This window comes from Bacillus sp. 01N45 (genome assembly GCF_056399205.1).
This window is the reverse complement of the sequence record NZ_JBFTQW010000014.1, coordinates 38,175-58,731: the sequence shown is the minus strand read 5'-3', so window position 1 is coordinate 58,731 and position 20,557 is coordinate 38,175. Positions and strand designations below refer to the sequence as shown.

The window sequence follows — 20,557 nt, the reverse complement described above, 5'->3', positions numbered from 1 at the left end:
ATGATTACCACGAGTAGACTGAATATTGAAAAAAATAACCTTTTAGAAGTGGTAAAAAATATAGGTACACCGGCTTATGTATATGATGCTAGTGTTATTCAAGAGCAAGTATACAAGCTCTTGAACCTTCATAAGGCAATTCAACTATTTTATTCCCTAAAAGCAAACCCTAATCCATCTATTGTAAAGTTAATTTATGACTTAGGAGCCAATTTAGAAATTTGTTCATTAAAAGAATTAGAGATAATAAAAAAAATAGGAGTTTCTCCTGAACGAGTTTTATATTTGGGACCAGGAAAAACTGAAGAAGAAATTAGAAAAGTATTTGAGTACGGAGTTAAATATTTTATTGTAGAGTCACTACAAGAGATGCAAAAAGTAAATGATATAGCTCAAGAAACAGAAGTAACCGTTAGAGTTGGTATTAGAATTAATCCAAGTGTATCAGCAAAAGGTTCAAAATTAACTATGGGTGGAAAGCCAAGGCAGTTTGGTATGGATGAAGAACAACTGCAAAATATATTTGAGTTAGAAGAAAGATTATCAAATCTAAAAATTGTAGGGATACATGTATATAATGGCACACGCATTCTATCTAGTGATGTGTTCATAGAAAATACAGCATATATATTAAATTTGGCAAAGAAAGTTCAAGAACAATTCCAGGTTAAATTAGATTATATAGATATCGGTGGTGGAATGGGAATACCGTATTTTTCTAATGAAAGCACGCTTGATTTGGATGATATTTCTGATAGATTACATGCTATGATTCAGGAGTTTTATAGTAGTTTTGGTGAAGAAATTCCGATATTTTTAGAGTCAGGTAGATATGTTGTAGGTGAAAGTGGGATTTATGTTACAAAAGTATTATATGAAAAGCAATCTAAAAATTGCGATTTTTTAACGGTGGATGGAGGAACACATCACCATATGGCCGCAGGTGGAATGGGGAATGCTCTAAAGAAAAATTTTCCAATCAAGGTTCTTAATAAATGGAATGAGGAACCTAATACCGAATATTATATTTCCGGTCCTTTATGTACCCCAAACGATTTAATTGCAAAGAAGATAAGTCTTCCTAAATCCCAGCCTGGTGATTATATTGGCATTTTGAATGCTGGAGCATATGGATTGACTGCAAGTCCTGTACTATTTTTAAGTCATCACCTTCCTACTGAAGTATTGATGAAGGATGATAAGTATATAATCATTCGTAAGAAAACAGAATATGATCTGCCAGTAGTACAAACATTTCAAAGTTAATAGGGGGTAGTTTATACATGGAAACACTGAAATCTCCATCTTTTTCAACAAGAATAGATAGCATAATAGATAATGTAGATGAAAATACTCTTTATAATGAACTGCTTAAAGAAGAACAAAAATTATTACAAGAATTAAAAGAAGTCAAAGTAAGCTTGGGCTGGAAAAATCGAGATTTATATTTGTTTGCTGGAAAGCATCAGGATGGTTCTATTCTATACCTAGATAATAATTTATGGTGGAAAATGAGTTTTGAAGATAGTGTGAAAGTTTACAGTTTAGATGATGAGGAGTTGTCCCTTAAAAAGGTTGAACAGTATAAAAACGTTATAAAAGTTCCCTCTCATCAACAAAAGATACTATGGATTTATGGACTTCGATATAAAATTATTTTAGCATCTTTTGTTTTGAAATTCAGTAAATTGATATTACAATTTTGTAAAGATTATATTAAAGAACGTAAAACCTTTGGCGTACCAATAGCTAAACACCAAATGGTTTATGATACATTTGTCATCGCAAGTAGTGAAATTGAAGGGAATATACTGTTTTTAAGGGAATTATCAACAAAATTTAGTATGGATGAAGCAGAATATAGTAAGTTTTTTAAACAAATTAATTTTATGTTGGAAAATAGTACTCAAATTATAGATAAGATATTACCTGTTTTGGGGGCATTTGGATTAGAGGATCCTTTCATTATAAAAAACTTTCTCAAAATACACCACATTTCAATGTTGAAGGGGGTCTAATTAATATGTTTGAATCACTTAGAACTGAATTAAGAGTATACGGGGAATCATTAAGGGAATTTGCATTAGAAGCAGATAAGAGTCGAGGATTACCACCCACTTATCTTCAGCAAGAATCATTTTACCATCCTTTATGGCGCTTAGGTGTCCCAAAGGAGTATGGTTATACTGGTATCAGAGGACGAGATAATCAAATCTATTATGGAGATTCCTCTTTGGAGTTAGCTATATGGACTGAGGAGTTAGCATATGGAGATCCAGCGATGATGTTATCTTTACCTGGACCACAATTATTAGGACCAATATTAAAAGAGCTAGGAACTCAGGAACAGCAGGATAAATTCTTCAACTCCTTTATGGGGAGGAATCCAGTTTGGACGGCATTCAATTTAACGGAACCTAATGCTGGATCAGATATAGCGGCTATCGAAACGGTTGCAACCAAAAAAAATGATGGAACGTATCTATTACAAGGGGAAAAAAAATATATAGCTAATGCAGAAAGAGCGCAGTGGGCACTTTCTTTTGCTAAGATGGGCCATAAAAATAACACGTTTGCAATTCAAAGCTTTTTAATACATGAAGATCAATTTGAAAATTCGGATACTGTAAATAGAGATTATGGTCGGACTTTAGGAATGCGTGCAGCTAGGTTAGGTCATACAGTCTATAACAATTTAGAAGTAGATAAATCTCAAATTATTGGTTTAAATAAACCACCTCTTCAAAGAGGGTTACGGGGAGCTATGAAAGTGTTTTTTAGAATGCGACCTTCGACATCTTCGATTGCAATTGGAACATCCAGAGCCATGGTAGATTACGTGAGAGAAAATATTAAGTTGAATTTAAATGAAGAAATTATAATCGATGAACTTCAATGGAAAATTGAAAGAACTAGGAGATTAGTTTATCGGGCAGCTAAAGAAGTTGATAAAGGTATTTATAATGCAGGTACTTCTTCCATGGGTAAATGGATGGCAAATAATTTGGTATACGAAATAACCAGACGAATTAATCAGGTTGTAGGATCGGAAGCAATTATTGACCATCCATTATTAGAAAAATGGCTAAGGGATGGCAGAATGATAGAGTTTATGGAAGGATCAACAAATATTCATAAACGTGAAGTTGCTCAAGAACTACTGAGAATTAATTAATAATAAAATTAAATAATTGGGGGTTAAGTATATGAATAAGCTAAATAATTTAATGGATGTAGTTACTGAAATTCTTGCACTGCAATTAGAACTTGCTGTAGCTGATGTGAAAGTAGATGCCAATATTTTTGAAGAATTAGGACTAGATTCAACAGGTATAATTGAACTTTTATTAGCTCTTGAAGAGAAATGTGAAATTGAATTTGATATGGAAGAGTTGGATCCCTCATATTTAGAAAGTGTTACTACTATTTCAAATTATATTATGGAGTTGAAAAATAGCTAGAATAATAAAAAAATTATTCGGGAGTCGATGTATACCATGAAACAGGGAAATTCAATCTTATCTGTGCCTAATGTATATGGTATAGGGATTGATATTCAAGATATTACTGAGATTCAATCTGCAATTGAAAAATATGATCTCAAATTTTTAAATAAAATTTTCGCTCCAGAAGAAATTGAATATTGTAGAAAAAAAAGTAACCCATCCCAACATTTTGCAGCGAGATTTTCTGCAAAGGAAGCCCTTTTTAAAGCATTAGGTACAGGGATTGGCAATGGATTCTGTTTTACTGATGCTGTTATACTAAAGAAGAAGACAGGCGAACCTCATTTTAAATTCTATAATAAGACTGAACAAACGATTAAGAAACAAAAGTTGGAAGCTTTTGTATCACTTTCTCATTCCAAAGACTACTCTATCGCACAGGTAGTCTTGATATCTAATTTTAACAAATAAAAAATATTATGGAGGAATGGGAAATGAAAATTGTCGTTATTAGTCCTGAATTATTTTTACCAAAGTTAGCTCGGAGATCTGCACACTATCCCAATTGGGAAATTATACATGTGGGAGATATTACTTCTCTAAATTATATTTTAAAAGATAAAAGAAACCATTTTGATGGGATAATATGGAGGTTAAAAAGCTTAGATTTTGAAGAGGTAAAAGAATTTCGAAATATAAAAAAAGAGTTAGATAATATCCCAATATTAATATTATTTGATGAAGATATTAGTACTAATAAGGCAGGATTAGAACTTTTGAAAAAAAATTCTACAATGTCTTTTGAAATTCATACTCATCAACAAATACAGGAGTGCGTGAGTCATTTTTATAAACATATTGTCCAATTGAATAGAAATAAGCAACACAACAAGAATATTGTTGAACTCTATCCAGGGATATTTATGAATGTAGATATGCATTATCTAGATAATGCAGGTGAAATTTTTCCTTTAGCTGGAAAAGAGTATGAAATGCTTATGTTCTTTATAAACATGCGAGAAAAATTTGTCACAACAGAAGATATCCTACTTGCTATTTGGGATGAATATACAACTACTGAAACTGTTAGACAATATATTTATAAGCTCAGAAAGAAATTGTATACTAGTCAGAAAAATTTTAATCTTATAGTCCACCGAAAAGGAGTTGGCTATACCTTAATTGGCAAAGGAAACGAATTTCTTGTAGGACTGTAAGAACTTATTAAAAAGAGGCGTGTTAGAATTACTTATTTAAAATAAGAAGAATTCTACATGTCTCTTACGTATGTATAAAATTAATTTTAAAATTTTAAAACCTTTTAGATACTATTCTCCTTAAGTTGAATTATATCCTTCTAATTTAACTGTTTTTTTTTAATGATAGTAATATTTTTAAGTTTCTATTTATATTTTCATATACATCTATTATGATCTTTTAAGTAAGTTTAATTACCACTTCGAGTACTGTGAAAGTCATAATTAAGTGATAGAAGTCACCATTAACCCTTTTTGATTCAATTTATTATCAAATGGAGCTAAGGTAAGTTTTCAGCCAAACTAAAATGATTAGTTACATCTTGAATATTTACCATGATAAAAATTTACCCTTATCATTAAATTCGAGAAAAAGAGTTATAAATGCTAATTAATGTACGAAAATAATTAAGGTTGCTTCCTTAATTAGATTTCCGACAAAGGAAAAACCTAAGGTAAGTTATACATTATTAAATGTCTTGCTTAAGAATATATTTGATACAAAATTATGTGTTTGAATTTATATTTAAATTGATTATTAATGAAAGCTTCTTTTCTAAATTAAAGATTCTATTCAAAATTACGTAGAATAGTAGTTTTGAGGAAGGCTTGCAAATGAGAGGTGTACAGAACTAAGAGAAAATTTTAAAACACTAATAATCCGATTGGAAGCTTTTGAATAAAGTAGCTTCAAATACATTTGTAAATAGAACAGAAAATTGTTGCAAGGGAATTTTGCGAACTAACTTGAGTTGATTTTTTCGAGGACAATCCATAAAAAGCTCCCACCTTAAGTCTATGCTTAGGTGGGATAGTATTATAGCAAACAGTCAGCTTCAACTTCTACAAGCCACTCTTCTTTTATAAATCTATTTACTTCAAAAACTGTACAAGCTGGTTTGATTTTTGAAAAATATTCTTTATGGGCTTTAGCTGCTTCATTCCACTTATTCATATCTGTAATATAAATTTTTGTTCTAACAACATCCTCTAAAGAGGAGCCCATTTTTTCTAAAGAACTTTTGATTACATCAATACAACTTTTTGTTTGTTCATAAACATTAGAGGTTGTGGTCTCACCATTAGTATTTAAGGGGGCTGTGCCTGCAACTACAATGGTATTTCCTTTTTTAATTGCTCTAGAAGATCCTAAAAAGTCTTCAAATGGGGAATTAGAGCTTACTACTGTTTTTTCATTTGACATAAAAATCAACTCCATAAAATATTTTCTTTAAATTTAATACAAGCTCTTACATTTCAACATAGCGTGTTTGTATAACAGGGGTTAGTTTAACGTTACTTAACAAATAAGTTTTTGTATTTTATTACAAACTAATGTGAATTTAACATTGGTTTTATTCTGAAAATTAAAACTTCGTGAGAGGATATATATAGGTATTAAAAGGGGGAGATGCTTTGAAAGTATGCCTTAAAACAATGCTTAATAATACATTTGAAAAATATAAAGATGAAATAGCTTATAAAACGGATACAAAAAATTATTCGTATAAAGAACTTGATGATTTATCTGGCCAATTGGCCAATGCCCTATTGTCAAAAGATATTACCGTTGGAGAAAGGATTGGAATTTTAAGTACAAACCCAATACACAACGTAATAACTTATATAGCAGCTCTAAAAATAGGGGCTGTAAGTGTGCCGCTAAATCCAGATGAACAAGCGAAAATCTTTGAAGATAGTATTAAAAGTGCTCAAATAAAATGCTGTATAGTTAACCAAAAAAATTTTATAGATTCTAAATTGAATTTTGTAGAAGATTTATTATTATTCTCATTGGATCTATGTACACCTCAACAAAATTTGTTTGATTTAGCATATGTTAAGTCTATGGAAGCAAAAGTTGATGTTGGTAGAATAGATGACAGTTTTGAATCCTTTATATTTTTCACTTCAGGTTCGACAGGTATGAAAAAAGGGGTAATTTTAGCAAGAGAAAGTTTACGTGCCTTTATTAGCTGGGGAAGTGAGTTTGTTGGAGTCACGAGTGATGATAAATTTTTATGTCATGCGCCTTTATATTTTGACATGTCTATATTTTCTTTATTTCTCCCTCTTACTGTAGGTGGTTGCTGTGTACTTCCTTCGAGTGAAAAGAGGAATAATCCGCGATATATTAATCAATTGATTGAAGAGGAAAATATTAATATTTTGCATTTGGTTCCTTCATCAATTAAATTGCTTCTAAATGAAAAAATCAAAAATTATACTTCTGTTCGTTTTTTGGGATTAGCGGGTGAAGCTTTACCTTTCGGCGATGTGAAATTGGTTAGAGATTGTTTTAAAAATGCTAATATTGTGAATTTCTATGGTAATACAGAGGTTAATGAGGCATTATCTTATTTTTTTCCTCAAGACATAGAGGAACTAAGAATTCTTCCTATTGGCAGACCATTAAAACATGTACAATTACAGGTTTTAGATGCTGATTTGCTACCATGTGGTGAAGGAGAAGTTGGAGAGCTATATGTACACTCTTCGACGATGTTAAAAGGTTATTTGAATAAAGCATACAATGAGACCTTTAAAATGAATAACTCAAATAACTTAAAATACTTTCCAACTGGTGATTTGGTTAAAAAGGAAAATGGTCTGTATTATTATATGGGACGTAAGGACGACATGGTTAAGATTCAAGGAAAAAGGGTTTATCTTTCAGAGGTCAGGAATGTAATTTCTAAACACAACCTTATAGATGAGGTGTTTATTGTAATGAACAATGATGGTCTTACTTGTTATATTCATTCTAAAGCAACTTTAAATTCCTTAGATATTAGAGCGTATTGTTCTGAGTTTTTAGATGCTTATGCAATTCCTAGTAATTTTATTTTTACAGAGCATAAATTACCTAAAACTAGTACTGGCAAAATTGATCGAAAGAAATTAATGGGATATACGGAGGAATAAAGTGCATGCTGGAAGTGGAATTAGAAGATTATATAAAAACACAATTATTGCAGGATGGAAGTATTGAAAGTATCCCGCATGATCTAGATTTAATAGGGACAGGTATACTTAATTCTTTAAAAATTATGGAGTTAATAACTTATATAGAAAATGTACAACAGGTTCAATTCATGGAGTCTGAAATTTTATTTGAAAATTTCAATTCAATTAGTTCTATAACAAAATTATTAAATAGGAGGTAATTTATGTTAATTTCAAGTGATATGAATAATTTGAAAAATTTATTATGGTATAACAGTGCAGAAGAGTTAGTTTTAGAAGTTGAAAAATTAAGAGTAAATCAAAATTCTTTAGGTCAAATTAATAAAGAAGATTCATATTGTGAAGAAATTATTGAACGCATTATACTCATTTTAGAAAAGTTAAAGATTCATTTTGATGAAGGCTTAGTAAAAGCAATTATAAAAGATTTAATTGCATGGAAAGAATCTGGTATTAATAATACACCAAAATTTGATTTTACTTTTGGGAAGTACAATAAAATTGAGAATAAAGAATTTGGTATGTTCTTTTTTCCTGTGAAAAAAAATAAAATTATTAATTTTGAAGCATGCTTTTATTATCGGAATGAACCAGAAGCTATCACACATTTAAGAGAAGAGTTACCATTTGATACTTTTATGGGCGTAGAATTAATCTTGGGAACGAAAGGTATTTTAGAAGCCAATGTATTTAGCTTTTTCCCCGAAGCAATTGTAACAAATAGTAGTATAGAACAAGATAAGTTTTCTTTGTTTTTTATAAACAAGTACTTACAAGTGTTCCATCAGATCACTAAACCTATTGGTGAAGAGGTCTTAAAAACACCTCTATCAATATTTAAAGCTAATCATAATGATATTTATACGGCAAGAATGCTACTTTCTTACTTACATGATTACTATCATTACAAAGGAGTATTACCTTTAAATGTATTCTTTAAAGAAAAAAGTTCACTACTAGGAAGTTCATTTGAAGAAGTTAGAGTAGATATATCAGCATATTTGTATTTATTAAATAAGGACTCTTATATTGATAAACTAGCAAAAGAGATATTTCTTGTGGAAAGACTATTTCGTTATAGCTATGCTGATGATCCTGAAAAAAGTTTTGACTGTCTAACAAATTATATTTTATTTGAGTACCTTTTAAAGGCCAGAGCAATTACATTTAAAGATTTTAAAATTGAGTTGAATTTTATGAAAATCAAAGAAAATCTAAGTATATTATTAGATGATATTACAGACCTTGAAATACGTATTTTAAATTCGCCAAAAGATATAGTTCCAGATGTAATCAAAGAATGGTTCAGTGTTAACTTCGACTTTTACAGAAATTCAGAAATTGTCCCTACAGTATTTTCTAAATGGATTATAGAGTTTGGAATGGGATTAAATATTCCTCGTAATATAAGATATTTTAACAATAAGTTAATCGCAAAAAATGAAAAGAGAACTAACTTATATGAGTAAAATATATGGTCAATTTCAAGAACTCTTGCCTTTTAAAAATGAAAAAGCTGTACTCTTGTTTTCTGGTGGACTAGATAGTTTTTATACAGCTTATGAATTGAAAAAATACGATATGGATATACATGCTGTTTTAATTGATGTTGGCCAAAGCATTTCTGATGAAATTATGGAATTATCTCAAAAATTAGAATTAAAACTTCATATTATTGATGCTTCAGAAGATTTGTGTAATAGCTATATATCACATGGGATAATGGCCAAAGCTTTATATAACAACCATTTCCCTATTTCTTCTAGCTACACACGGCCGTTACTTGCTAAATTGGCATGTGAGTATGCCAAAGAAATTGGAGGATCACTAATTGTTCATAATTCAACACCATATCAGAATTCTGCTATGAGGTTTAACCTTTCTATAATGGCCAATTATCCAAATGTAAATATATTTTGTCCGGCTATAGGAGAATATACTACACGTGCAGATAAAGCGATGATATTGAAGAAAGAATTAGGTATCGATTTCCCTACTTCATCTAAATATTCTATTGACGAGAACTTATGGTGCAGAGTTATAGAGAATGATACTTTAGAGTATACTGAGTTAGAAATTAGAGATAACGTATTTGATTGGACAAATAAAATAGAAGAAAAAGAAACCCTATACCTAGATATAACATTCAAAAATGGTATTCCATCCAAGATTAATAATGATAAGAGGAGTTTAAAGGAGATAGTAATTTTATTAAATGATCTCTTATCGGATTATAAAATTGGAAGATATGCAGGTTTAGAAGATAGTTGTTTTGGTGTTAAAAATCCCGAAATTCGAGAAGCTCCTGCAGCAATGTTAATACATCAATCGCATTTATTATTAGAAGAAATGGTATTAACTAGAGATGAACTAAGAGTAAAGTCCTATATTGATAGAGAATGGACTAATCTAGTAGTAGGTGGAGGATGGTTTAGTCCTCTTAAGTCCTGTTTAGATGAAAGTATAAGAGCTTTTAATAAAAGTTTAAATGGGACTATCAAATGGAAAATTACAAAAGGAAATGTTTTTTGTATTGCTAAAACTGCAAGTAACAGCCTTAGTTTTTCGAATTTTGGGAACTTTATAGATGAATTTAAACCATATTCTATTAATAGTTTTTTTCAACAAAAGGCTCGGGAATTAAGGATCGGCATAGGAAAGGAAGGAGAGGAATATTATGATTAATTATTCTAGTAATTGGGAAATACATTTAACAGAGGAGGAGACGAAACAATTAAAACATTTAATTAATGAGCTTCCATCACTTGATATAACCAAAATGGATGATAAATTATTAAACGAATTAGATATTATTAAAAGTAAGTTACCTATACGTATTTTAAAAGAATTAGTTACCTTTAAAAGGTTTTCTAATTTATTTGGAACTTTAAAATTCTCTAATTTACCAACAGATCCCATTCTTCCGAATACACCAGTAAAGGGTCAGTTAAGTAAAGATAAACAAACGGCCATTAGTGAGTATATCCTATTTTTATTTATGCTTTGTTTAGGGGAACCGCTTGCATATGAAGATGAAAAACAGGGGTTATTGGTTCAAAATATTTGCCCGGTAAAAGGACAAGAAAAAAAGCAAGAGAATACAGGATCTGATATCTTAGAGTTCCATACTGAAGATGGGTTTCATCCATATAAACCTGACTTTTTAGCATTATACTGTGTAAAATCTGATAAAGAAGCTAAGGCAAAGACAATTACTTCCTCAATCCGAAAAGTTTTATTTAGCTTATCTAATGATGTAATAGAGATATTAAGAAAACCTTTATATAAAATTAATGCACCATCATCATTTTTAGAAAATGGGGATGAAGGCAGTTATCATACTACTATACCTGTGTTAAGTGGACCTTTACTAGATCCGGATATTTGCATGGATTTTTATCTAATGGAACCTCAAACACCTATGGCTAAGTGGGCGCTAGAATATTTGAAAAAGCAATTGTTAGAGAACTGTATACAAGTCGCTCTTAAACCAGGTGAATTATTAGTTGTGGATAATAAAAAAGCTATTCATGCTCGGACAGGTTTTACTCCAAAATATGATGGAAATGATCGGTGGTTACAGCGAATGTTTGCAGTAAGAAACATTAAGACGTCTGAATTATCAAGACATCCAGGGAAATTAGTATGCTCTCCGGTAAATGTTCTTTTTGAGATTAATGAAAACGAAAAGGAAGTTTTATGAGATGCTTAATGAAAGGTATAACTATTTGAGAAGAGGTATCAATTGTTATTGGAATAGTATGTCTTTGTTATTGGAGCAATTTGGTTTAGAGCCATTAATTTTAAAGCATTTAAATTTTGGATATGTATATAGTAATCCTAGTTTAGATATTACTTTTGAACTTGAGGCGGAACAGCCTAATAATCTTGGATGGTTGCAAAATTATATTAGTACTACTAAATCTAAGGTAGTTCCTCATAAATTAAGAGAGTTTCTTCATAATAATAATGAATCATTTTTATTATGCGTAGATGTTAAAGTTCTTTCAACTATGTATCCAACTTTCCCATCAGTTCATGATTATCATTACTTAAACATAGTAGGAGTAGAGAACGAAAATGTTCATGTTAAAGATCAATATTTTGGTTATCATGGTCAGATACCTATTGACTTAATTAATAATTCTATTCAACCTAAAAAGCTTAAACAAGCAGGCGAAGTTATTAAGTTAAATATAGAAACTGCACGAAAAATTAATTTTAATGATGAAATGATAAAATGTTTGAAATATGAGTTTTTATTGAAATTATCTCAGTATTTACAGGGGCATTTTCAATTCGAGGGTGTTAGTTATTATACAGGGACAACAGCAATTTCTAAACTATATATGGAGATAGATCAAGTATTTTCATATGCAATGAGTAGACAAGAAAGTATACAGGATAATTGGAATTTTTTAATTCGTAGATTTAATACTTGTTTTCTTTATAGTAGAGAAGGGATGCTATATTACTTAAATAAATATCACCATATAGTTTCTCCTGATACAGTGAAGTTGATTAGTTATTTAGATCATTCGCTTAGAATTACGCGGAAAATTTCTTTTATTATAATGCAGGCAAATTTAAAGAAAAAAGATCCACAACAAATTATCTCTTCCATTCAATTAAATTTAGAAGAGCTAATGTCTGTTGAGAAGGATATCCACAAGGAAATAGATACTATATATCAAAAATTAAACATAATGGGAGAAGTATTATAGACTGACTAGTACTCATAATATTAGTAATATATGAAAATAAAATAGAGGGTGAAATGAATGACTAATAAAACTGTTGAGCCGAAAATTCTTTATCTTAGTAGAGCAGATGTTCATAAGTTAGAAGAAAATAGTTCTGATATTTATATTAAGGGTGTAGAACGTGCATTAACCCTACACTCTCGTAAGGATTTTAGTCAACCTCTGAAACCATACTTAAAAACTAACAAAAAAGATGAACATATTGCTGATAGGATTATTGCTATGCCTGCACATTTAGGTGAGCCGTCTATCTCTGGTATTAAATGGATTGGAAGTAAGCATGATAATCCATCTTTGAGAAACATGGAACGGGCAAGTGCATTAATTGTTTTAAATGATCCTCAAACAAATTTCCCAATTGCTATTTTAGAGGGAAGTTCTATAAGTGCAATGAGAACAGCAGCTGTTTCTGTAGTTGCTACGAGACATTTAGCCAATAAAGACTTTAGAAATCTATCTATTGTTGGTTGTGGCTTGATTGCTAAAATGCATGTAATGTCTATGTTAGAAAATTTCAAAGGTATTAAGAATGTTGTACTATACGATGTGGAGTCATATAAAGCACAAGAATTAATGAAAAAGTTTCAGTCAAAATATAAAAATGTATCATTTCGAGTAGCTGATAAAGTTCAGGATGCTGTTGAAAAAGCAGAAGTATTAGTTACATGTACAGTAGCGAATAAGCCATATATTAAAGCAGAGTGGATTCAAAAAGGAACATTTATTAGTAATGTATCTATAATGGATTTAGAAAGTGAATTATTTATACAAGCGGATAAGGTAATTGTAGATGATTGGGATCAAGCAAATAGAGAAAAGAAAGTAATAAATCAATTGGTTTTAGAAGGTAAATTTTCCAAAGAGATGTTACATGCTGAATTAGGGGATATAATTACTGGATTAAAAGCAGGGAGAGAACATAAGGATGAATTAATTATCCTAAACCCCATGGGAATGGCTATTGAGGATATTTCATGTGCGTATGAGATTTATGAGAATGCCCTGAAAAATAACATTGGTAAATACTTGAATTTATATTGATTTGAAAATATTATAATTTTTTAGTCAGTGAGATGCTTTCGAGCATCTTTTTTTATTTTAACTGTTTTTTGAAAAAGATAGATTAGTATTATTCTTGATAATGTAATGAGATATAAGTGCATTTCAAAATTGTATTTGAACCACCCACTACTTAATGTTCTAACGGAATTTTTGAAATGGTAGATTTTTAAATATAGAAACTTAACTAGTTTATTTATAAATTATGTCTTTAATTTTCCATAAATAGTTTTATTTTTCATTTTCAAAATCAAATTAATTATTTTTTTATTATTTTTGTTATACTTAAGTCATGAAGRGGATGTATACTTTAAAAAATGAACATAGTCGTAATTTAATATATTGAGGGATAATATAAAAGAAATAAGGTATCAAGAATTTTTGATTATAATATTCTTTAGCAAATTGAAAAATAACAAGTAAATGGTAGTAAATTTAATAGGGGTATTCTGAAGTAGTTATTTAGATTAAGATCTTAAGGAGTTGTTTATAGTGTGGCAGGAAAAGGTATTAAAAGAACTTATAATTAAAATAATAGAAGCAGATAGAGAAAATTTAAAACTTATTTCAGCTTTAATGGATTTGGATATACACGTAGAAAATAAAGCCTTTTTTTCTAATTATAAAATCTTGAAAGAAATGATTGATTTAGAGTTCCTATTACAAACTATAGAGAGTTACGAAAAGGGAGAAATAATAGTACAACAGCTAGGAGATATTTTATATGAACATATAGAAAAAAATAAAGCTAATAAAGTATAAATATACTTATTGGAAATGAGCTGTTGTTGATGGGGAAGACAGCCCTCTATCAAGTAGGTAGGGGGAATATCTTTATATAATTTTTTTACGTGTAGTATGTTCACTATTAGCAATAATAATATTTGAATTTTTCATTTATTATTTCTAGTATTAATAAAGGATTAAAGTCACATTTAGTGAAGATTTATTTGGATTTCATTTATCAATAGTTCACCGAAAAAAGCACCTACAAAGATGCATTTTCTTTCGGTGATTTTTTTGTAAATGGTTATATGAAATTTGTACTTGAAATAACAAAATATCCCTTCAGGGTCATCTAGTAATGTTGCTCGCAATGTTTTAGATGTACAGAGATAATAAAGTTGTTTGAAAAACACCAGTCATGTTATTCAACAATCAGGCGCTATTTTTTGAATGAAACTTAGATTTTCAAACGACTTTATTGTTTAATTTTTAAGTACAGTGAAGTATCTGATATGAAAAATTAAATAACTTTATTGTCTTTTTACAATGGAGGAATCTCTTCAAAAACATATAGGCGATATTACGGTTGATATTCTTGTAAATAAAGCTGGAATCGAGCGGATTTTAACATTAGAAAAATCCACAGTAGGATCATCAATATTTCATCGTTTGTTGCACGTGTCGCATCGATAAGTGTTTTTGCTTACAGTATATCTAAGGGGGCAATTAATACACTCACTCATACTTTAGCACAACAAACGTGTTTACCGCGGTATTACGGTAAACGCCATTCTTCCTGGCATAATTAATATGGGAATAAAAGCTGCAACTTGGGAAATTAAGATGGATAGAAATATGATGCAGGTTTGTGGGCCTTTAATAGATGAGAAGAGCCTAAGGATATAGCTGATATTGTAGCTTTTCTTGCTTCATCAAACAGTCACTGGATAAATGGTGAATTAATCGATGCAAGTGGCGGATCTTGTTTAAAATAGCAATGCAAAAAGCCAGCTTATATTAAGCTGACTTTGAAACTCTATTATTCAAATAGCTTATCCATTAGATTTTGAATTTCACATCTTCTTTTATCTGTTTCATTCTTATCAATTGTATACGTATCATTTTCAATTATAAGAATGTCCCCTTCTTTTACATTAGAAGGAAGTTTGGATCTGGGTACATCAATTGTTATGTTATTGATTTCAATAACTGCTAATGCTCCTTCAAAGCGGTCAATAATACCTCTTTGCATCGTTATCTCTCCGTTCTTACAGAAATATTTGAACCATCACTATTAATAACTACAGTTCCATTTAAATCAGTTCTGTATACCTTTACAGACATTGAAGATAACTTGGATAACGTTTCTTGTGTAGGATGTCCATATCTGTTACCTGCGCCTGCACTAATAACAGCGATATTTGGTTTAACTGCATCTAAAAATGGCTGAGAAGAAGAAGTCTTGCTTCCATGATGACCTGGTTTTAATACATCAGATTTTAGGTTTGAACCATGTGCTGCAATCATATCTTTTTCGCTTTTTGCTTCAGCATCACCAGTAAATAAGAATGATTTGCTGCCGTGCGTTACTTTTAATACAGCACTCCATTCGTTTAAGTCATCACCATATTCTTTAACAGGGGCTAAGAATTGTACGCTTAAACCATTGATTGGTAAATTTAAACCGGATTTTGCTTCTTTAATTGTTAATCCTTTGTTGGCTACCGCAGTTAAAAAGTCTTTAAATGTTTGGGTAGTATGGCTTACTTTAGGTGCATAAACATTTTTTACGTTCATAGAATTTAGGACTTCATCTAATCCGCCTACATGATCAGCATCAGGGTGTGTAGAAATCATATAATCAATGGTTTGAAATCCTAGTTCTTTTAGATAATTTGCGACTACCTTACCTTTGCCATTGTTTCCTCCATCAATGAGGATTGTTTCTCCACTTGAAGATTTTATAAACGTTGCATCACCTTGTCCTACATCAATATAATGAACTTCTAAGTTTCCCTCTGGTTGAGGAAGGAGAAGACGGAAGCTTGGTTCTAATACGTGAGCTAAGGATGCAGCTGACTGCTCACGTGTTACTTTTACATCTGTACCAAATGTACCATCAGGGAAAGATTTAGCACTTGCAAGATTAGGAATAAATAATGCTGCAATCATTAGAAATACCGTTAGTAATAAACTGAGTTTTCTCAACAATATCGCCTCACTTTGTATATTTTTTAAACTTATTTAACTTTAGCATTTATTACCAATAATTCAAAGCCTAATAGAGTAATATATTTGGTTATACTAGTAATGGAAAATGAGAGGATTGAACTACCGCCTCTTCTAAACGAAGTGAAAGTGAGGGTAGTTCAATGGTCGTTTGCAATGTATGTAATGTTTAGGTAACTAAAGGAGTCTATGTTCTTTAGTGGACTCTTTTTTATCTAATGATAAGGCACTGGCAAATTGATAAGTCATTTTGTCACATGATAAGTTTACATAATGTTATTTCGGTAAACAAATTTATGTTTAATTGTGTAATTAATAAAGGAAAGAAATCTATCACAAAATCAGTGAATTTATTTTGTAGGTCTTTCATCATAAATATCTAAAACTATATATTTATGAATTTTTATAATATTTTTAGTCTACATTTAGTCCCAAATCATACGAATTTATAACAAAATACTATAATTTGATTAGTAATAGTAGTGAAAAAAACATTAAACATATCTAGGTAATATAGATAATGTTATTTTTTTTACAAAATTTGTTTAATAGTATGTATATCGTTATTATTCAATGTAACTAAAATAATTTAAAAGGAGATAGGAAGTTATGTTTAATGTAAAAACAAGGGGAAGAATAAAAAAAATTGCTATGATTTCTGCGGCCTGTACCATGATGTCAATGTATGGAGCACCAATTTCTAGTACAGAGGCAGCAATCCGATCTCATGCCCCATCAGTTTATGTAACACCACAAAATACTGCTGCTTCAGATATTATTAGCATAGACTGGTCTCCAGTCAAAACAGCACCTTATACATATTGGGCTGTACATAACTGGAATCAGGGGGGAGAGGGTGGTGGTTATGCAGGATTCCAACAACAAAGCGGATTTGATCAAACTGATAAACATACTCTTCACTTTGACTTTGGGATCCAATAGCATCAAACCAAGCAATAAAAGCTGAATATTTATCGCCGACTTCAGAAGCCAGTAGATTTGGTGGGGAAGGAACAGGTCTGAAGGTACAAACAACTTATAATTGGAAAGATAGTGAATGGTATCGAATGACTCTACGTTCTTGGCAAGAAGATGGCCATACAAAGTTTGGCCAGTGGATAAAAGATAATAAATTAAATCAATGGAAGTTAATTGCTATTATGGATCATCCAGTATTAAAATTTTGGGCTCTAGTTCCCGGTGTGTCTTCAGTAGAATTTGTATCAGTATATCCAAGGAATACAGTTAATTAAGATTTAGTAAAGAACTCAGTTGCTGAAAAGCACTGAGTTCTTTACTAATAATTTTATATTTTGAATTACTTTTGATAGCAATAATGGAATAGGGATGAGGTGCATTTGATTGAATAAATTTTTATTACCCTATGCATATTCAGTATTAAGTTTGTTGATTATTGTAAATATAATTCAGCAGTATAATTACGTACTTTTGAAGGAAAAATCTACATACAATATACTTACTGATATCTATGTTAATATGATCCAAGCAACATTAACTGTATGTATTTTTGGAGCCCCAATGGTTTTATTTGGCTGCATTCTAGGTGAACTATTGTTTAGGTGTATTATCTTATTAAATAAGTGTAAATTTATAATTTCTTTTATATTATATATTTTTTTAGGAACAGGATTGATTAGTATTTTTTTATATTTGGGATATCCAACTTCTTACGAATATCTAACTACTATGGATATAGCTCAATATATGTTAATGACTAGTATTTGTTCTGGTACATTTTTTGTGAGTAGGAATAGATATGAGAAAAACACATGACATTACAGTCATGTGTTTTTCTCATTGTAATTTGTATTTAATTTGTATTAACTTTATATTAACTTGTTTAGTATCCATGCATCATTTACACAAAGAAAAGACACCCTAAGGTGCCTTTCTCCGACTTGAACCACTTTAATTTTAATAATATAGTTCTAATTTAAAAAACTATAGGGATTTTTCCTGTGGGCTTTGTAAGTAGTTTTTACGAAATTATGAGTGGTTATATTTTTTTTCGAAATATTCTTTTTTAATTATTTTTAATTTATTTTCGTTTTTTGTTAATTCAAATATAAATAACGCTGTTTTCATGTTATTAGCAACATTTTCGTCATTAGATTGTTTAAGCTTTAATAAGTTTGAACCTTTTCCATAGTATAGTTCACCCAATAAGTATAAAGTATTTAGATTAATAGCTAATTGGATGCCCTTATCAATGTATTTTAGTGCCTCTTCGTATTGACATGTGTAACTTAAACATTTTGATAAATTATAAATGATTTTTAATTTAATTTCTCTATCTCTAGGAAAATCTAACTTGTTAAAATTAGTTAAACATCTTCTTAATATATTAATACTTTTTTTGTATTCTTTATTTTCTGCATGAAATATAGCCATTGTTTGCATAATATCTATTTCTCTCTCAGATAAAAAATCAATATTTGTTAAAGTTAGTTTTAATGCATTATTTAAAAGAGTTAAAGCCGATTTTATTGAGTTATTCACAAGATATATAGCAATTGCTTCATGCCATAGTAGAAATTGTTTATCTTCTTTTGTTTGAAAATTATTTAAGTTTTTTTCTTTTGTTACTATTTCATAAAGTTCTGTATATTGATGTTGTCTTATGCAATCCTTTATTACGTATTTTACATTTTCTATATATTTTAATTTTTTATTTTGAGTTAGTGCAAATATATTATTTGGATCAACACCAAGTCTTTCAGATAATTGATATAACAATATGCTAGATGGATAAATCACACCTTTTTCGATCTTGCTAATTTGGCTTTGTGAACATATTCCATGACATAATTCGGATTGAGATATATTTTTTTTAATTCGAAGTTCTTTAATGGTAATACCCAAATCGTTAAATTCCATTTTCTCCACCTACTATTTAGCGCTTTATTAGTATAGTATTCTCTAATCTTAATGTAATGTAAAATTAATTTAGTTGCAATTATTGTTTTTAAGGGCTTACCGTTTCTATAAGATGGAGAGGCTTTTTTCTACATAAAGAAAAGACACTCTAAGGTGCCTTCCTCCGACTTGAACCACTTTAATTTTAATAATATGTATTGGACTCCCATCCAAATATTATTTTATCATGTTAAGTAATGTTGTGCATTGAGAAATACGGTACATTTCTTTATTTAAACGTAAAAAGCCCTAGAGGGGACTAGGGCTTTTTGACAGAATGAAAATGATTCAAAAAAAGGACTTTTATAACGTAACATACGAATGTTTCATAAATGTATCGTAAAAGTGAACAAAATCTATATTTTAATTAAAAGTATCCATCTTCTTTAGCTGTAATTCCGAAACGTTTAGCAGCTATTTCAGCAACCTGAGGATCATGGACTTCAGGTATGTAGTTTTCATCGTTATTTGTTAGGATGTTATATTGTTGTTTCATAAAGTCGAATATGACCGTATAGCTTATTCCGTTACTTGCATATTGTCCGTTATTTTGCGATGTATTATTTGAATTAAGCGTATTATCCTTATTAGCGTACTCTCTTTCTTTCTTTTCTCTTTCTGTATTCATATCTGACTTATAATCGCTTTTTGTATACTTTTCAAAATCATTAATAATAAGTATGTCGTTAAAAATGTCCATAACATATATATCGTCGTCATAGAATACTTTGAGTTTCTGGTAACGGCATGAATTATTTTCACCGCAAGAAACAGAATTAAAAGATCACATTATCTTTTCAAATGTATTGTTCAAAACTTCATATTTTTCCATAGTTGATAAGTCGGAGAATCTTTCATCTACATGTATTTGGATGTTTACTGGCGTGGTATCGTCTTCCTTTTTATCAGCTTTATAATCGACTTTTTCAATATATGGGCCTAACGGACTATCTTCTAATTTTTCCTTAGTTTCATGTTCTACATATTTCATATTCGCTGAACAACCTGTGAATATAAGACATATAGCAGCCAATAATATCCCCATAAATCTCTTCTTCACACACATCACCCCTAATTTTATTTATGTCTGAGAACAAACTAAAAGCACTCTTTTGAGTGCTTCCCTCCAACTAAAATCATCTTAATTTTAATGCTATCCGTATTGAAAACTTGT

At 30.0% G+C, this 20,557-nt stretch carries 19 protein-coding genes and 3 pseudogenes; 16 read left to right on the top strand and 6 right to left on the bottom strand.

The features are described 5' to 3' along the window. Genes lysA through AC1DMU_RS25140 form a run of 6 tightly spaced genes read left to right on the top strand, consistent with a single transcriptional unit; the run spans nt 1 to nt 4,663 of the window. On the top strand, nt 1–1,266 hold the full coding sequence (lysA, locus tag AC1DMU_RS25165) for a diaminopimelate decarboxylase (protein WP_088064940.1): 1,266 nt from the start codon (nt 1–3) through the stop codon (nt 1,264–1,266). A gap of 17 nt (nt 1,267–1,283) precedes the next feature. Beyond that, nucleotides 1,284–2,018 (top strand): hypothetical protein, encoded by a 735-nt coding sequence (locus AC1DMU_RS25160; RefSeq protein WP_088064941.1) that lies wholly within the window; start codon nt 1,284–1,286, stop codon nt 2,016–2,018. Between the two features lie 5 nt (nt 2,019–2,023). Continuing rightward, entirely contained in the window at nt 2,024–3,175 is a 1,152-nt protein-coding gene (locus AC1DMU_RS25155; protein ID WP_088064942.1) for an acyl-CoA dehydrogenase family protein, read from the top strand. A 31-nt stretch (nt 3,176–3,206) separates the two neighbouring features. Beyond that, nucleotides 3,207–3,461, top strand: coding sequence for an acyl carrier protein (locus tag AC1DMU_RS25150; protein ID WP_088055641.1), 255 nt, complete (start codon nt 3,207–3,209; stop codon nt 3,459–3,461). A 36-nt stretch (nt 3,462–3,497) separates the two neighbouring features. Beyond that, nucleotides 3,498–3,917, top strand: coding sequence for a holo-ACP synthase (gene acpS / locus AC1DMU_RS25145; RefSeq protein WP_179196855.1), 420 nt, complete (start codon nt 3,498–3,500; stop codon nt 3,915–3,917). A gap of 23 nt (nt 3,918–3,940) precedes the next feature. Then, the gene (locus tag AC1DMU_RS25140; protein WP_179196856.1) at nt 3,941–4,663 is read left to right on the top strand and encodes a winged helix-turn-helix domain-containing protein; all 723 of its coding nucleotides are present in this window, start codon (nt 3,941–3,943) and stop codon (nt 4,661–4,663) included. Between the two features lie 856 nt (nt 4,664–5,519). Here AC1DMU_RS25140 and AC1DMU_RS25135 read toward each other — a convergent pair. After that, a complete protein-coding gene (locus AC1DMU_RS25135) occupies nt 5,520–5,906 on the bottom strand; it encodes a RidA family protein (protein ID WP_088064945.1) in 387 nt (128 codons plus the stop codon). A gap of 212 nt (nt 5,907–6,118) precedes the next feature. Between AC1DMU_RS25135 and AC1DMU_RS25130 the strand changes: the two genes are divergently transcribed. From AC1DMU_RS25130 to AC1DMU_RS25090, 9 genes and pseudogenes are all read left to right on the top strand, one after another. After that, entirely contained in the window at nt 6,119–7,627 is a 1,509-nt protein-coding gene (locus AC1DMU_RS25130; protein WP_088064946.1) for an AMP-binding protein, read from the top strand. A gap of 5 nt (nt 7,628–7,632) precedes the next feature. After that, the gene (locus tag AC1DMU_RS25125) at nt 7,633–7,869 is read left to right on the top strand and encodes a hypothetical protein (RefSeq protein WP_088064947.1); all 237 of its coding nucleotides are present in this window, start codon (nt 7,633–7,635) and stop codon (nt 7,867–7,869) included. A 3-nt stretch (nt 7,870–7,872) separates the two neighbouring features. Continuing rightward, entirely contained in the window at nt 7,873–9,138 is a 1,266-nt protein-coding gene (locus tag AC1DMU_RS25120; protein WP_098133736.1) for a DUF6421 family protein, read from the top strand. After that, nucleotides 9,131–10,354, top strand: a complete 1,224-nt coding sequence (locus AC1DMU_RS25115) for an argininosuccinate synthase domain-containing protein (protein ID WP_179864156.1) — start codon at nt 9,131–9,133, stop codon at nt 10,352–10,354. Before AC1DMU_RS25120 ends, AC1DMU_RS25115 begins: the two co-directional genes overlap by 8 nt. Continuing rightward, nucleotides 10,347–11,372 carry a TauD/TfdA family dioxygenase gene (locus AC1DMU_RS25110; protein WP_088055649.1) on the top strand — a complete coding sequence of 342 codons (1,026 nt, stop codon included), beginning with the start codon at nt 10,347–10,349 and terminating at the stop codon, nt 11,370–11,372. Before AC1DMU_RS25115 ends, AC1DMU_RS25110 begins: the two co-directional genes overlap by 8 nt. 1 nt (nt 11,373) lies before the next feature. After that, on the top strand, nt 11,374–12,393 hold the full coding sequence (locus AC1DMU_RS25105) for a hypothetical protein (RefSeq protein ID WP_088064950.1): 1,020 nt from the start codon (nt 11,374–11,376) through the stop codon (nt 12,391–12,393). 57 nt (nt 12,394–12,450) lie between these two features. Beyond that, the gene (gene sbnB / locus AC1DMU_RS25100) at nt 12,451–13,473 is read left to right on the top strand and encodes a 2,3-diaminopropionate biosynthesis protein SbnB (protein ID WP_088064951.1); all 1,023 of its coding nucleotides are present in this window, start codon (nt 12,451–12,453) and stop codon (nt 13,471–13,473) included. A 510-nt stretch (nt 13,474–13,983) separates the two neighbouring features. Continuing rightward, complete coding sequence (locus AC1DMU_RS25095; protein ID WP_088064952.1) at nt 13,984–14,253, top strand: hypothetical protein; 270 nt, start codon at nt 13,984–13,986, stop codon at nt 14,251–14,253. 510 nt (nt 14,254–14,763) lie between these two features. After that, a pseudogene (locus tag AC1DMU_RS25090) lies at nt 14,764–15,212 on the top strand (SDR family oxidoreductase); the annotation flags it as partial. 44 nt (nt 15,213–15,256) lie between these two features. On the opposite strand, the gene AC1DMU_RS25085 reads toward AC1DMU_RS25090, so the two are convergent. Together AC1DMU_RS25085 and AC1DMU_RS25080 are read right to left on the bottom strand one after the other, a co-directional pair. Then, nucleotides 15,257–15,469 carry a DUF3006 domain-containing protein gene (locus tag AC1DMU_RS25085; protein ID WP_088064953.1) on the bottom strand — a complete coding sequence of 71 codons (213 nt, stop codon included), beginning with the start codon at nt 15,467–15,469 and terminating at the stop codon, nt 15,257–15,259. A gap of 2 nt (nt 15,470–15,471) precedes the next feature. Next, nucleotides 15,472–16,344, bottom strand: a pseudogene (locus AC1DMU_RS25080) (ComEC/Rec2 family competence protein); the annotation flags it as partial. Between the two features lie 711 nt (nt 16,345–17,055). On the opposite strand from AC1DMU_RS25080, the pseudogene AC1DMU_RS25075 reads away from it, so the two are divergent. After that, nucleotides 17,056–17,621: pseudogene (locus AC1DMU_RS25075) on the top strand (DUF3472 domain-containing protein); the annotation flags it as partial. 832 nt (nt 17,622–18,453) lie between these two features. Here the strand turns inward: AC1DMU_RS25075 and AC1DMU_RS25070 are convergent. From AC1DMU_RS25070 to AC1DMU_RS25060, 3 genes are all read right to left on the bottom strand, one after another. Then, nucleotides 18,454–19,344, bottom strand: coding sequence for a helix-turn-helix domain-containing protein (locus tag AC1DMU_RS25070; protein ID WP_088064955.1), 891 nt, complete (start codon nt 19,342–19,344; stop codon nt 18,454–18,456). Nucleotides 19,345–19,750: 406 nt separating this feature from the next. Further along, a complete protein-coding gene (locus AC1DMU_RS25065) occupies nt 19,751–20,083 on the bottom strand; it encodes a hypothetical protein (protein WP_252196090.1) in 333 nt (110 codons plus the stop codon). Between the two features lie 84 nt (nt 20,084–20,167). Beyond that, a complete protein-coding gene (locus AC1DMU_RS25060; protein WP_252196089.1) occupies nt 20,168–20,443 on the bottom strand; it encodes a hypothetical protein in 276 nt (91 codons plus the stop codon). Nucleotides 20,444–20,557: the final 114 nt, after the last annotated feature.

Coding starts and splice junctions, on each gene's coding strand:
- AC1DMU_RS25140 (WP_179196856.1), top strand. CDS start 3,941: ATGAAAATTGTCGTTATTAGTCCTGAATTATTTTTACCAAAGTTAGCT.
- AC1DMU_RS25135 (WP_088064945.1), bottom strand. CDS start 5,906: ATGTCAAATGAAAAAACAGTAGTAAGCTCTAATTCCCCATTTGAAGAC.
- AC1DMU_RS25160 (WP_088064941.1), top strand. CDS start 1,284: ATGGAAACACTGAAATCTCCATCTTTTTCAACAAGAATAGATAGCATA.
- AC1DMU_RS25125 (WP_088064947.1), top strand. CDS start 7,633: ATGCTGGAAGTGGAATTAGAAGATTATATAAAAACACAATTATTGCAG.
- AC1DMU_RS25115 (WP_179864156.1), top strand. CDS start 9,131: ATGAGTAAAATATATGGTCAATTTCAAGAACTCTTGCCTTTTAAAAAT.
- sbnB (WP_088064951.1), top strand. CDS start 12,451: ATGACTAATAAAACTGTTGAGCCGAAAATTCTTTATCTTAGTAGAGCA.
- AC1DMU_RS25155 (WP_088064942.1), top strand. CDS start 2,024: ATGTTTGAATCACTTAGAACTGAATTAAGAGTATACGGGGAATCATTA.
- lysA (WP_088064940.1), top strand. CDS start 1: ATGATTACCACGAGTAGACTGAATATTGAAAAAAATAACCTTTTAGAA.
- AC1DMU_RS25085 (WP_088064953.1), bottom strand. CDS start 15,469: ATGCAAAGAGGTATTATTGACCGCTTTGAAGGAGCATTAGCAGTTATT.
- acpS (WP_179196855.1), top strand. CDS start 3,498: ATGAAACAGGGAAATTCAATCTTATCTGTGCCTAATGTATATGGTATA.
- AC1DMU_RS25120 (WP_098133736.1), top strand. CDS start 7,873: ATGTTAATTTCAAGTGATATGAATAATTTGAAAAATTTATTATGGTAT.
- AC1DMU_RS25070 (WP_088064955.1), bottom strand. CDS start 19,344: ATGGAATTTAACGATTTGGGTATTACCATTAAAGAACTTCGAATTAAA.
- AC1DMU_RS25150 (WP_088055641.1), top strand. CDS start 3,207: ATGAATAAGCTAAATAATTTAATGGATGTAGTTACTGAAATTCTTGCA.
- AC1DMU_RS25065 (WP_252196090.1), bottom strand. CDS start 20,083: ATGGACATTTTTAACGACATACTTATTATTAATGATTTTGAAAAGTAT.
- AC1DMU_RS25105 (WP_088064950.1), top strand. CDS start 11,374: ATGCTTAATGAAAGGTATAACTATTTGAGAAGAGGTATCAATTGTTAT.
- AC1DMU_RS25110 (WP_088055649.1), top strand. CDS start 10,347: ATGATTAATTATTCTAGTAATTGGGAAATACATTTAACAGAGGAGGAG.